We start from the raw sequence: 11,664 nt of genomic DNA, 5'->3' as shown, positions 1-11,664 counted from the left end.
TCGTACCGGGCGCAGCGGCAACCTTATCCGCTCAGCAGCAAGCTGCTGAGCGCGCAGGAACCGACTGCCATCGACACGGCGACGTATGACGGTCAAGAGCGGGATTGAGTAAAGGTATCCATGAAAATTCCATATATTCCTGAAGATGCACCTTTTAATGGTGACCAGAAATACTGGCTGGCGGGCTTTCTGGCTGGCCTGCACTCCCGTTTGTTGGTGCTGGAAGATAAACAGCAGCCAGCGGCGGGCAGCAGTGCTGCCGCCACCACCCAACTGCACATCCTTTATGGTTCTCAGACCGGCAATGCTGAGGCGCTGGCCCAGTCAGCGGCGAAATCAGCACGAGCCAAAGGTCTGGTGCCCGTCGTTCAGGCATTAGGCGATGTGGATCTCGACGTGTTCGCCACCATGCGCCACGTGCTGATTGTCACCTCAACCTATGGCGAAGGTGAAATGCCCGACAACGCCCAGCTGTTTTGGGACGCGATTTCAGCCAGCACTGCGCCGCGCCTGGAGCAGATGCACTTCGCCGTGCTGGCCATTGGCGATACCGGTTATGACGGATTCTGCCAGGCAGGTAAGTTCCTGGATATGCGTCTGGAACAGCTTGGTGCAAAACGCGTTGTCGACCGTATCGACTGCGATATTGATTACGAAGAGCCGTCGAATGAATGGCTGAACAGCACGATGCCACAGTTTGCCAGCAGCGCAGGCAGCAGCGGCACGGTGCTGGAGAGCGCCCCGGAAGCACCCGTCATTCCTGGCAGCAACAAATCCAACCCCTATGCGGCTGCCCTGATCACCAACAAGCGCCTGTCGAGCGAACAGTCAGCTAAGGACATTCGCCACTTCGAGTTTGATCTTAGCGACAGCGGTCTCAAGTATGAAGCCGGTGACGCGCTTGGCGTGATTCCGGTCAACGAACCGTCGCTGGTTAACCTGCTGCTTACGCAGCTGAACGCCGATTATCAGACGCCGGTGCCGGGTTTCGACCGAAGTCTGGGCGACCTGCTGACCTACCAGTTTGAAATTTCTGAGCCATCACGCAAGCTGATTGAGTGGGTAGGACAAAATACCACCAACCAGGAGCTGCGCCATGTCCTTCAGCATGATGATAAAGATGCCCTGGGCGTCTGGCTGTGGGGCAAAGATACGCTGGATCTGCTGCAGCTTGAGCTAACGCGTAGCCTGAGCGTGACAGAGTTTGTTGCCCTGCTGCGCCCGTTGCAGCACCGTGCCTACTCCATTTCATCCAGCTCAAAAGCGCATCCTAATCAGGTGCACCTGACCATTGCCTCTGTGCGCTATCACAGCGGTGGCCGTAACCGTAGCGGTGTGTGCTCAACCTACCTGGCAGAGCGCGTGCGCCGTGGTGAAAAGCCCGCGATCTTTATTTCGCCTAACAAAGCCTTCCGTGTGCCCGCCAACGGCAATGCCCCGCTGATTATGGTGGGACCGGGTACGGGCATCGCGCCGTTCCGTGCGTTTTTGCAGGAGCGTCAGGTGACAGGTGCCCAGGGCAAGAACTGGCTGTTCTTTGGCGATCAGCATCAGGAGCACGACTTCATTTATCGCGAAGAGCTCACAGCCTGGCAGGAGAGCGGTTTGCTCACGCGTCTTGATCTGGCCTTCTCGCGCGATCAGGACAAGAAAATCTACGTGCAGAACCGGATGCTGGAACAGGGCGCAGAGCTCTATGCCTGGCTACAGGAAGGGGGCTACTTCTACGTCTGTGGCGATGCATCACGCATGGCGAAAGATGTCGATAGCGCGCTGTATGAAATCGTGCGCCAGTTTGGCGGGCTGTCCAGCGAGCGAGCGGCCGACTACATCGATCAGCTGAAGAAAGAGAAACGCTACCTGCGCGACGTTTATTAATCCCTGCCGCAGAAAGCAAAAATCCGGGTAACCTGTGTTCCCGGATTTTTTTATGCCTGCTCTCTGGCAGGCAAAAACGCGCTATCTGGCAGGCAAAAAAATACCCGTCGAGGTGACGGGCATGCTGTGTTATTTCACCACACGCAGTGCGGGACGGCCACCACGTGGCGGCGGATCGTCATCAGGTGAATGATCATCATCGCTGGCATCATCAGGGCGGTCGCCGTCAATGACTGACATCACCGTTTCTTCCTGATTCTCTGGGAATTCCTGCGTCCCGCCTTCGTAGGCCGGTTCAGGTTCAAACATCGTGCCTGCACCGTTTTCACGCGCGTAGATAGCGAGTATAGCCGCCATCGGGACGTTCACCTGACGCGGAACGCCACCAAAACGTGCGTTAAACGAAACCTCATCGTTACCCAGGTCAAGATTACCGACGGCACGCGGCGCAATGTTCAATACAATCTGACCATCACGTGCATATTCCAGTGGTACCTGAACACCAGGCAGATTGATGTCGACGACCAAATGCGGTGTGAGCTGGTTATCCAGTAACCAGTCATAGAAAGCACGCAGTAAATAAGGCCGACGGGCTGTGAGTTGTGACATTTCCATAAATCAGCCCCGGGCTTGCAGGCGCATTTCACGTTCAGCTTCAGTCAGTGAAGCAAGGAAGGAGTCACGCTCAAATACGCGGTTCATATAGCCTTTCAGCTCTTTGGAGCCTGAACCGAGCAGATCGATACCCATTGACGGTAAACGCCACAGCAGCGGTGCCAGATAGCAGTCAACCAGGCTGAACTCGTCGCTCATAAAGAATGGCGTCCGTCCAAACAGAGGGGCAATCGCCAGTAACTCTTCACGCAGCTGCTTACGCGCCGCTTCAGCTTCCTGACCACTGCTGTTCTCAACCTTTCTCATCAGGCTGTACCAGTCTTGTTCGATACGGTGCATCATCAAACGGCTTTCGCCACGCGCGACGGGGTAAACAGGCATCAACGGTGGGTGTGGAAAACGCTCATCCAGATATTCCATGATGATGCGTGATTCGTACAGCGTCAGTTCGCGATCTACCAGCGTCGGCACGGTGCGGTACGGATTGAGGTCAATCAGATCCTGCGGCAGGTTATCCATTTCGACCTGCTCGATCTCTACGCTGACACCTTTCTCGGCAAGCACAATACGTACCTGATGGCTAAAAATGTCAGTAGGACCAGAAAACAGCGTCATTACCGAACGTTTGTTGGCAGCGACAGCCATGAAAACCTCCCAGTTTGTTCACAAAAAGTTACTGCGAATAGCCAACCACACGGCGACTCACCTGCTCATAGAACTCGCTCGCAATTCGCGCTAACCACCCCCGACAAATGCCAGGCGCATAACGCGCCAGCTTGCGGGCGCAAAGTGACACAGAGTTTACCAGATTTTAGGCAGCTTGTGGGTGGGGGAATGCATTTTTGCGGGCAAAATGCGAACAGTATTGTGGTTTTATGCGACAGGGCGACCTGATGCATAAAATAAAAAACCCGCCGAAGCGGGTTTTTTGCCAACTGTGTCTGCCGAAGCAGCAACAATTAACGTTTGGAGAACTGAGGACGACGACGTGCTTTACGCAGACCGACTTTCTTACGTTCAACCTGACGAGCATCACGGGTAACGAAGCCTGCTTTACGCAGTTCGCCACGCAGTGACTCATCATACTCCATCAGAGCGCGGGTGATACCATGACGGATCGCACCTGCCTGACCAGAGATACCGCCACCTTTAACGGTGACGAACAGATCGAATTTACCAACCAGGTCCAGCAGCTCAAGCGGCTGACGAACTACCATGCGGGCAGTTTCGCGACCGAAGTACTGTTCCAGAGAACGTTGGTTAATAACGATGTTACCGCTACCCGGCTTAATAAATACGCGAGCGGTAGAGCTTTTGCGGCGACCAGTGCCGTAGTTTTGAGTTTCAGCCATTGCCTTTAATCCCGATTAAATGTCAAGAACTTGCGGTTGCTGTGCCGCATGGGTGTGCTCGTTGCCTGCGTAAACTTTCAGTTTACGATACATAGCACGACCCAGCGGGCCCTTCGGCAGCATGCCTTTAACCGCGATCTCAATCACACGCTCAGGACGGCGAGCAATCATCTCTTCAAAGGTCGCCTGTTTGATACCACCGATGTGGCCGGTGTGGTGATAGTAGATCTTGTCAGTACGCTTGTTGCCGGTTACAGCAACTTTTTCAGCGTTCAGAACGATGATGTAATCACCAGTATCAACGTGCGGAGTGTATTCCGCTTTATGTTTACCACGCAGACGGCGCGCCAGTTCAGTCGCCAGGCGACCCAAGGTTTTGCCAGTTGCGTCAACAACATACCAGTCACGTTGGACGGTTTCTGGTTTAGCTGTAAAAGTTTTCATCGAAAAGCTTACCCAAATTAAGTTACACGTTGGTGAAATCCCAAACGCTTAAGTAAACGAATGAGGCTCACACGACCATTTTGACCAGCAAGCCACCCCTTCGGATAGCGTTACCGGAACGCAGAGGATTTGGGAAAAAAATCCTGTGCTGTAACGTGGGGTCGCAAGATTATAGAGAAGTCGATTACAAAAATCGAACCCTATTTTCATTTATTACGCGTAATCTTAGGGTAAATGCGCCAGCCGCAGGTACTCCTCGCTCTGCATTTCCTGCAGACGCGACAAACAGCGCTGATATTCAAATTTCAGGCGTGAGCCCTGATAAATTTCAAACAGCGAGGTTTCTGCCGCCACGACCAGTTTGACATGGCGCTCATAAAACTCGTCGACCAGCGCCAGAAAACGCCGCGCCTGATCTTCCGTTTTGTAGATCATCACCGGCACATCAAACAGCAGGACGCTGTGAAAGCGGCGCGATAGCTCAATGTAATCATGCTGGCTGCGCCCTTCTCCGCACAGCGTTTTGAAATCAATGGCAATCACCCCTTCCGCTACGCCCATCGTTGCCATTTTACGATGGTTGATTTCCAGCACCGGCGCTTCACCGCGTTTTTCGCCTGACAGCGCCTGAAACAAGCGATCCATCTCAGCGTACGTGTCAGGTGCCAGAGGGAACTTCCATAAATGTGCTGACGTCAGCGTACGCAGACGGTAATCAATGCCCGCATCGACGTTCATCACCTCACAGTGTTGCTTAATCTGCTCAATGGCAGGCAGGAAGCGTGCACGCTGCAAGCCGTTTTTGTACAGGTTATCAGGCGGAATATTCGAGGTCGCAACCAGGCTGATGCCGCGCGCAAACAGCGCTTCCATCAGCGTACCCAGCAACATGGCGTCAGTGATGTCAGAAACAAAAAACTCGTCAAAACAGAGAATATCGGTTTCAGCCTTGAAGCGGTCGGCAATGATGAGTAGCGGATCGCTGTGCCCCTGCAGTTCTGTTAGTTCTTCATGCACACGCAGCATAAAGCGGTGGAAGTGCAAACGCAGTTTGCGGTCGCCAGGAATAGACTGAAAAAACAGATCCATTACCCAGGTTTTCCCGCGGCCAACGCCGCCCCACATATACAAGCCACGAACGGGCGCTTTGGCGTGTGACGTCTCTTTTCGTACCAGCTTCGACAGACGACCTAACAACCCTGATGAGGCGGGTTCGGTGTTATGCTGACGCGCGATCAGCCCTTGCTGGATAGCATCTAAGCGGGTAATCGCTTCACGTTGTACATCGTCGGGCTTGAAATCGCCCTGTGATAGCGCCTGCTCGTAGCGGGCAAGCGGAGATGAGGTTTGCATGGTTCTCTCAGTGTCCCTGAATTTTGTCTTATTCAAACGTCGTTTGTCGAAAAAAAGGCCGCTCTACACTAAGGCATGGCGCTCCAGAGTTCCACATCCATAAGATTAACGGGTATAGTGACTACTATTAAGTGGTGCAACGCCCTACGGAACAACGGAAATAACACGGGAGTCATTATGACCTGGGAATACGGGCTAATTGGTTTAGTGGTAGGTATTATTGTCGGCGCAGTGGCAATGCGTTTTGGCAACCGGAAGCTGCGTGAGCAGCGCAGCATGCAGTATGAACTGGATAAGACCAAGGCCGAGCTGGCAGATTATCGCCAGGAGCTGACCAATCACTTTGCGCAAAGTGCAGAGCTGCTGGATAACATGGCGCGCGATTATCGTCAGCTCTATCAGCATATGGCGAAAGGTTCCAACGATCTGCTGCCCAATATGCCTGGGGATAAAAATCCCTTTGCATGGCAACTGACCGAAGCAGAAGCCGATAACGATCAGGCACCGGTGCAGATGCCGCGTGATTATTCTGAAGGCGCCTCCGGTTTACTGCGTGGTGAACGCGCCGTCCGCGACTAAGCTTATCGGGCACAGCCACGCTGTGCCCGCTGTTTTTGCGAACCCCGGCCACAAACGGCTGTCTCATTGATTTATTCCCCCCACTTTTTGCAGCGAGAGCGTTGTAGCAATGAAAAAACAAGCACGACTGTTAAGCGCATTAGCCTTGAGTATTGGAATGAGTCTTGCCGCTGCGCCCGGCGCGATGGCGACGCTGCCCGCACAGATTCAGAGCCAGCCCCTGCCGAGCCTGGCCCCAATGCTGGAAAAAGTGTTACCTGCGGTGGTCAGTGTGCATGTTGAAGGCACGCAGTCTGATTCCCAGGCCCAGGCTCAGGATATCCCCGAGCCGCTGAAACGCTTCTTCGGCCAGTTGCCTGGCGGCGGACCAGCCCAGCCTCAACCCTTTGAGGGACTTGGTTCCGGTGTCATCATCGATGCCGCCAAGGGCTACGTTCTGACCAACAATCACGTGGTCAATGGTGCTGACAAAATCAACGTTCAGCTCGGCGACGGCAGTGAATATGATGCCAAACTCATTGGTCACGATGAGCAGACCGATATTGCCCTGATTCAGATTCAGGGCGCGAAAAACCTGACACAGATAAAAGTGGCCGATTCTGATCAACTCAAAGTCGGCGACTTTGCCGTTGCCATTGGTAATCCCTTTGGCCTGGGTCAGACGGCAACCTCAGGGATTATCTCAGCGCTGGGCCGCAGTGGCCTGAATCTCGAAGGGCTGGAAAACTTTATTCAGACCGACGCCGCCATCAACCGGGGTAACTCGGGTGGCGCACTGGTTAACCTGAACGGCGAGCTGATCGGCATTAATACCGCCATTCTGGCCTCCAGCGGCGGCAATATCGGCATTGGCTTTGCTATTCCCAGCGATATGGCAATGAACCTGGCACAGCAGCTGATTAAGTACGGCGAAGTGAAACGGGGTCAGTTGGGGATTAAAGGCACTGAGATGACCGCAGATATCGCCAAGGCGTTTAACGTGGACGCTCAGCGTGGCGCATTCGTCTCTGAAGTGCTGCCGCAGTCTGCTGCTCAAAAAGCCGGTATCAAGTCAGGCGATATCATCGTTTCGGTCAACGACAAACCGATCACCAGCTTCGCAGAACTGCGGGTGAAAATCGGCACAACGGCACCGGGCGAGAAAGTTAAGCTTGGCCTGTTGCGTGAAGGGAAACCGGTGAGCGTCGATGTCACCCTTGAACAAAGTGCCCAGACGACAGCCAGCGCACAGCTGCTTTCTCCGGCACTGCAAGGCGCAACGCTGAGCGACGGTCAGACCAAGACCGGCGATAAAGGCGTGAAAATTGATGCCATCGAAAAAGGGACGCCTGCCGAGCAGGTTGGTCTGCAAAAAGATGACGTTATCATTGGTGTCAACCGCACGCGGGTTCAGAACATTGCCGAAATGCGCAAGGTGCTGGAAGCCAAACCACCGGTGATGGCACTGAATGTGGTACGCGGTGAAGAAAGTATCTATCTGTTATTGAGATAAACCACGCATTACGGCGGACACAAGCGCGTGTGTGTCCGCCGCTCTCATGTTATTCTCCCCAGCGTTCTCCCCTGACGTGATTTAACACCATGTTTCTTAAACTCTTGCGTTCAGTGGTGTTGGGACTGATTGTTGCGGGCATCTTGCTCGTGGCGCTGCCCGCACTGCGTTTGGGCAGTGCTGCCCTGTATAGTCAAAATGACAGTAACGACGAAACGCCCTTTGGCTTTAATCAAGGGGTGAGGCGTGCCGTGCCTGCCGTTGTGAACGTTTACAACCGCAGCGCACATGGGAACAACAACCGCGGTATCACCACGCTGGGTTCGGGCGTGATTATGAATGCCAAGGGCTACATCCTGACCAACAAGCACGTCATCAACAATGCCGATCAGATTATCGTCGCCCTACAGGATGGCCGTTTTTTTGAAGCCACCCTGGTCGGTTCAGATGCCATGACCGATTTGGCCGTGTTGAAAATTACCGCCTCTAATCTGCCGGTTATCCCCATTAATCCCAAACGCGTCGCGCATATTGGCGATGTGGTGATGGCTATCGGCAACCCCTACAACCTGGGACAAACGGTTACCCAAGGCATTATCAGTGCGACAGGCCGTGTTGGGCTTAGCTCTTCAGGCCGCCAGAACTTCCTGCAAACCGATGCCTCCATCAATCAGGGGAATTCAGGCGGTGCGCTGATCAACTCCCTGGGCGAACTTATGGGCATTAACACCCTGACGTTCGATAAAAGCAGCGATGGCGAAACGCCAGAGGGGATCGGTTTTGCTATTCCCACGCCGCTGGCGTCCAAAATCATGGATAAGCTGATCCGTGATGGTCGGGTGATACGCGGCTATATCGGGATCACCGCCCGAGAGGTGCCGCCGTTACACGGTCAGGGCAACAGCCTTGATCGGGTTCAGGGCATTATCGTCAGCGTGGTTACCCCCGGCGGGCCTGCTGAGAAAGCCGGTATTCAGGCAAATGATGTGCTGCTGAGCGTAGACGGTAAACCGGCTATATCGGCACAGGAAACCATGGACCAGGTTGCTGAAATTCGCCCCGGATCGGTAGTTGATGTCCAGGTGCTGCGCAATGACAAGAAGCTGACGCTGCCGGTAACGATTCTGGAGTTTCCCGATAACAGTCAGTAGGTCAGGTAAGCCGGCGCCCGGCGCAATGCGGTGAAGGGCAATCCAGGCCCTCCTGGTGTTCTGCCTGCGCGGCGCGGCTTTTCAGCTGCGCCGGTTTTCAGGGCTGGGGCGGCAAGACTTAGCAGCGGTCCACCGGAAACGCGATCACCTCAGACAGCGATTCTGCGTTCAGTGCCAGCATGATCAAACGATCCACACCCAGAGCGACGCCCGAACTGGCCGGCATACCGTGTTCCAGCGCGGCCAGCAGGTAGGTATCAATCGGATGTTGCGGCAGACCGCGCGCCGCGCGCCGACGGTTATCCTGTTCAAAGCGCTGACGCTGTTCACGGCTGTCGGTGAGTTCACGGAAACCATTCGCCAGCTCAATACCTTTGTAGTAAACCTCAAAGCGTTCAGCCACCCGATGGTCTTCGGTGCTGATCTCCGCTAATGCCGCCTGGCTGGCCGGAAAGTGATAGATAAAGCACGGCTTGTCCTGGCCAATTTTGGGTTCAACGCCCAGCATAAACAGCAGCATCAGCAAGGTATCGCGATCGTCTTCCCGGCTCGCCAGCTCGCCCTCACCCAGTTTTTCCGCTGCGTCGCGCAGCTGCGCTTTGTCAGCGGAAAGCGGGTCCAGCTCAAGGTGGCGAATAAAGGCCTGCTGATAAGAGAGCGACTCTGCGCTGTCACACTCCAGCACCTGCTGCAGCAGATCATCAACTTCATTCATCAACCGGTACATATCATAGTGGGGGCGATACCACTCCAGCATGGTGAACTCAGGGTTGTGATACCGTCCGGCCTCTTCATTGCGGAAGCTGCGGCCCATTTGATAGATGGGGCCACTTCCGGCAGCCAGCAGGCGTTTCATGTGGTATTCCGGGCTGGTCATCAGCCAGAGGTCGCGGCCTTCGGACATGCCAGGCCCGACAAAGCGCGTCTGGAAGGGCACCAGATGGATGTCAGTGATTGTGGCCTGACTCATCGCTGGCGTATCGACTTCCAGTACGCCACGATCGGCGAAGAAACGACGTACTTCAGCAATGATGGCTGCGCGTTTAATTAAATTGGCAATGGAAGCGCCAGGTTGCCAGCTTGCCGTTTCACTCATGGTGATGACTCCAGATACAAATAAGGGAGGGAAGTCTACTCGCAATGTGGGTGGCAAACAATCGTGGCGCAAACCTGTCCAGGAAACGGCGGGGGTTCTATAATTAACAGGCTAAATCACAAAGGAATCTTTTTATGTCTCCATGGAAAACATTGGTCGCCAGCGTAAGTGCATTTCTGTCTGTTGCCTGCTCAACTACCCCGCCGAAAAACGTTACCGTCATTGAAAACTTCGACAGCCAGCGTTACCTCGGTCAGTGGTACGAGATCGCCCGGCTGGATCATGGCTTTGAACGCGGCCTGGAACAGGTCACAGCAAATTACAGCCCGCGTGAGGATGGCGGTCTGAAAGTTGTTAATCGCGGCTATAACGTCAAAAAACAGCGTTGGCAGGAAAGCGTAGGCAAAGCTTACTTTACTGGCGACAAGCAGCGTGCGGCGCTGAAGGTGTCGTTCTTTGGTCCATTTTACGGTGGCTACAACGTGATAGCGCTGGATTCCGACTACCGATATGCGCTGGTATGCGGCCCTAACCGCCACTATCTGTGGATTCTGTCACGGATGCCGCAGTTGGATGACGGCGTGAAACAAAAGCTTGTGCAGCAGGCACGCCAGGCCGGTTTCCCGGTTGATGAGTTGATTTGGGTTAAGCAGGGATAAAAGAAAGCCGGTACGAAAAGGTTCGTACCGGTTTTTTTATTTACTGCGCACTGCGCTGAATCGCGTGGCCGCCCGCTTCAACGTCTTCGCCAACGCCGCGCGTGGTGTTGCAGCCAGAAAGCAGTGCAGAGAACATCATCACAGAGAAAATCGCAACAATACTTTTCTTTAACATATCCATATCCTTTTTGATTGCATTATAAGTACAGCTTTTAAAGCATAGACTGATTACGCAACGCCGCGAGCCTGAGCTGCGGAAAAAGGAAACGTGGATAAGTTATTTAGCCGCGCGAGAGATAGCGCCGCCCAAGTGAGAAACATCTTCGCCAAAACCGTGGAAGGTGTTACAGGCGCTTAGTCCAGAAGTGACAAGCAACGCCAACGCGATAAGTTTTGCCCGTTTTTTCATGGTGAACTCACTCAAGAAAAAGGCGCATCAGAGAATGCGCCTTTCATGTTTATTTTACGCGTGACACGTATTCGCCAGAGCGGGTGTCAACTTTCACCACCTCACCAATCTGCACGAACAATGGCACTTTAATGACTGCACCCGTTGACAGTGTCGCTGGCTTGCCGCCAGTACCTGCGGTATCACCTTTCAGGCCTGGGTCGGTTTCAATGACTTCTGCCTCAACAAAGTTTGGTGGCTGAACCGCAATCGGTTTATCGTTCCATAAGGTTACGATACACTCCGCGTTGTCCTGCAACCACTTCTGTACTTCGTCCAGCACTTTTGCTTCAACCTGATACTGCTCAAAGCTTTCAGGGTGCATGAAGTAGTAGAAATCACCGTCGTTGTAAGAATACTGCAGCGTCATATCCTTCACGTCTGCGCCTTCGGCAGAATCCGTTGATTTGAAGGTTTTTTCAACGCGTGAACCGGTCAGCAGACGACGCATTTTTACACGTGCAAACGCCTGACCTTTACCCGGCTTAACGAACTCGCTTGATTCGATGGCATAAGGTTCGCCTTCGAACATGATTTTAAGACCGGGACGGAAATCGTTGCTAAGATAAGTCGCCATAAAGGCCCTCTGTAGATATT

Annotated in this window: 14 protein-coding genes; 5 read left to right on the top strand and 9 right to left on the bottom strand. The window is 53.8% G+C overall.

Annotated elements, in window-relative coordinates:
- Window positions 1-120: 120 nt before the first annotated feature.
- Window positions 121-1,878: a sulfite reductase subunit alpha gene (locus tag FBY13_RS03050; RefSeq protein WP_063878127.1), complete on the top strand. Its 1,758-nt coding sequence runs from the start codon at window positions 121-123 to the stop codon at window positions 1,876-1,878.
- Window positions 1,879-2,007: 129 nt separating this feature from the next.
- Here FBY13_RS03050 and sspB read toward each other — a convergent pair whose 3' ends face one another.
- From sspB to zapE, 5 genes are all read right to left on the bottom strand, one after another.
- Window positions 2,008-2,493 (bottom strand): ClpXP protease specificity-enhancing factor, encoded by a 486-nt coding sequence (gene sspB, locus FBY13_RS03045; RefSeq protein ID WP_063878126.1) that lies wholly within the window; start codon window positions 2,491-2,493, stop codon window positions 2,008-2,010.
- 3 nt (window positions 2,494-2,496) lie between these two features.
- Window positions 2,497-3,138 carry a stringent starvation protein SspA gene (gene sspA, locus FBY13_RS03040; RefSeq protein ID WP_013024313.1) on the bottom strand — a complete coding sequence of 214 codons (642 nt, stop codon included), beginning with the start codon at window positions 3,136-3,138 and terminating at the stop codon, window positions 2,497-2,499.
- Window positions 3,139-3,452: 314 nt separating this feature from the next.
- Window positions 3,453-3,845, bottom strand: a complete 393-nt coding sequence (gene rpsI, locus FBY13_RS03035; protein WP_063878125.1) for a 30S ribosomal protein S9 — start codon at window positions 3,843-3,845, stop codon at window positions 3,453-3,455.
- Window positions 3,846-3,860: 15 nt separating this feature from the next.
- Entirely contained in the window at window positions 3,861-4,289 is a 429-nt protein-coding gene (gene rplM, locus FBY13_RS03030; RefSeq protein ID WP_063878124.1) for a 50S ribosomal protein L13, read from the bottom strand.
- A 225-nt stretch (window positions 4,290-4,514) separates the two neighbouring features.
- Window positions 4,515-5,642: a cell division protein ZapE gene (gene zapE / locus FBY13_RS03025; RefSeq protein ID WP_063878123.1), complete on the bottom strand. Its 1,128-nt coding sequence runs from the start codon at window positions 5,640-5,642 to the stop codon at window positions 4,515-4,517.
- 177 nt (window positions 5,643-5,819) lie between these two features.
- Here zapE and zapG point away from each other — a divergent pair, with 177 nt between their 5' ends.
- The 3 genes from zapG to degS all read left to right on the top strand — a co-directional run bounded on the left by zapG (window position 5,820) and on the right by degS (window position 8,864).
- A complete protein-coding gene (gene zapG, locus FBY13_RS03020; protein WP_063878122.1) occupies window positions 5,820-6,221 on the top strand; it encodes a Z-ring associated protein ZapG in 402 nt (133 codons plus the stop codon).
- 109 nt (window positions 6,222-6,330) lie between these two features.
- The gene (degQ, locus tag FBY13_RS03015; RefSeq protein WP_063878121.1) at window positions 6,331-7,713 is read left to right on the top strand and encodes a serine endoprotease DegQ; all 1,383 of its coding nucleotides are present in this window, start codon (window positions 6,331-6,333) and stop codon (window positions 7,711-7,713) included.
- A gap of 89 nt (window positions 7,714-7,802) precedes the next feature.
- Window positions 7,803-8,864, top strand: coding sequence for an outer membrane-stress sensor serine endopeptidase DegS (gene degS / locus FBY13_RS03010; RefSeq protein WP_145393450.1), 1,062 nt, complete (start codon window positions 7,803-7,805; stop codon window positions 8,862-8,864).
- 118 nt (window positions 8,865-8,982) lie between these two features.
- Here degS and epmA read toward each other — a convergent pair whose 3' ends face one another.
- The gene (epmA, locus tag FBY13_RS03005) at window positions 8,983-9,960 is read right to left on the bottom strand and encodes an elongation factor P--(R)-beta-lysine ligase (protein WP_096011455.1); all 978 of its coding nucleotides are present in this window, start codon (window positions 9,958-9,960) and stop codon (window positions 8,983-8,985) included.
- A gap of 134 nt (window positions 9,961-10,094) precedes the next feature.
- Between epmA and FBY13_RS03000 the strand changes: the two genes are divergently transcribed.
- Window positions 10,095-10,619 (top strand): lipocalin family protein, encoded by a 525-nt coding sequence (locus tag FBY13_RS03000; protein ID WP_145393449.1) that lies wholly within the window; start codon window positions 10,095-10,097, stop codon window positions 10,617-10,619.
- A 40-nt stretch (window positions 10,620-10,659) separates the two neighbouring features.
- On the opposite strand, the gene FBY13_RS02995 is transcribed toward FBY13_RS03000, so the two are convergent.
- From FBY13_RS02995 to efp, 3 genes are all read right to left on the bottom strand, one after another.
- Complete coding sequence (locus tag FBY13_RS02995) at window positions 10,660-10,794, bottom strand: entericidin A/B family lipoprotein (RefSeq protein ID WP_014606758.1); 135 nt, start codon at window positions 10,792-10,794, stop codon at window positions 10,660-10,662.
- A gap of 102 nt (window positions 10,795-10,896) precedes the next feature.
- Window positions 10,897-11,028 (bottom strand): entericidin A/B family lipoprotein, encoded by a 132-nt coding sequence (locus tag FBY13_RS02990; RefSeq protein WP_074180990.1) that lies wholly within the window; start codon window positions 11,026-11,028, stop codon window positions 10,897-10,899.
- A gap of 49 nt (window positions 11,029-11,077) precedes the next feature.
- Complete coding sequence (gene efp / locus FBY13_RS02985; protein ID WP_013024304.1) at window positions 11,078-11,644, bottom strand: elongation factor P; 567 nt, start codon at window positions 11,642-11,644, stop codon at window positions 11,078-11,080.
- Window positions 11,645-11,664 lie beyond the last annotated feature (20 nt).

Origin of the sequence: Pantoea sp. SJZ147, assembly GCF_007828605.1 — a bacterium.
GTDB classification, from domain to species: Bacteria; Pseudomonadota; Gammaproteobacteria; order Enterobacterales; family Enterobacteriaceae; genus Pantoea; species Pantoea allii.
This window is presented reverse-complemented; position numbering and strand designations above follow the sequence as displayed.

Coding starts and splice junctions, on each gene's coding strand:
- FBY13_RS02995 (WP_014606758.1), bottom strand. CDS start 10,794: ATGTTAAAGAAAAGTATTGTTGCGATTTTCTCTGTGATGATGTTCTCT.
- degS (WP_145393450.1), top strand. CDS start 7,803: ATGTTTCTTAAACTCTTGCGTTCAGTGGTGTTGGGACTGATTGTTGCG.
- sspB (WP_063878126.1), bottom strand. CDS start 2,493: ATGGAAATGTCACAACTCACAGCCCGTCGGCCTTATTTACTGCGTGCT.
- FBY13_RS03000 (WP_145393449.1), top strand. CDS start 10,095: ATGTCTCCATGGAAAACATTGGTCGCCAGCGTAAGTGCATTTCTGTCT.
- sspA (WP_013024313.1), bottom strand. CDS start 3,138: ATGGCTGTCGCTGCCAACAAACGTTCGGTAATGACGCTGTTTTCTGGT.
- FBY13_RS02990 (WP_074180990.1), bottom strand. CDS start 11,028: ATGAAAAAACGGGCAAAACTTATCGCGTTGGCGTTGCTTGTCACTTCT.
- zapG (WP_063878122.1), top strand. CDS start 5,820: ATGACCTGGGAATACGGGCTAATTGGTTTAGTGGTAGGTATTATTGTC.
- FBY13_RS03050 (WP_063878127.1), top strand. CDS start 121: ATGAAAATTCCATATATTCCTGAAGATGCACCTTTTAATGGTGACCAG.
- epmA (WP_096011455.1), bottom strand. CDS start 9,960: ATGAGTGAAACGGCAAGCTGGCAACCTGGCGCTTCCATTGCCAATTTA.
- rplM (WP_063878124.1), bottom strand. CDS start 4,289: ATGAAAACTTTTACAGCTAAACCAGAAACCGTCCAACGTGACTGGTAT.
- degQ (WP_063878121.1), top strand. CDS start 6,331: ATGAAAAAACAAGCACGACTGTTAAGCGCATTAGCCTTGAGTATTGGA.
- rpsI (WP_063878125.1), bottom strand. CDS start 3,845: ATGGCTGAAACTCAAAACTACGGCACTGGTCGCCGCAAAAGCTCTACC.
- zapE (WP_063878123.1), bottom strand. CDS start 5,642: ATGCAAACCTCATCTCCGCTTGCCCGCTACGAGCAGGCGCTATCACAG.
- efp (WP_013024304.1), bottom strand. CDS start 11,644: ATGGCGACTTATCTTAGCAACGATTTCCGTCCCGGTCTTAAAATCATG.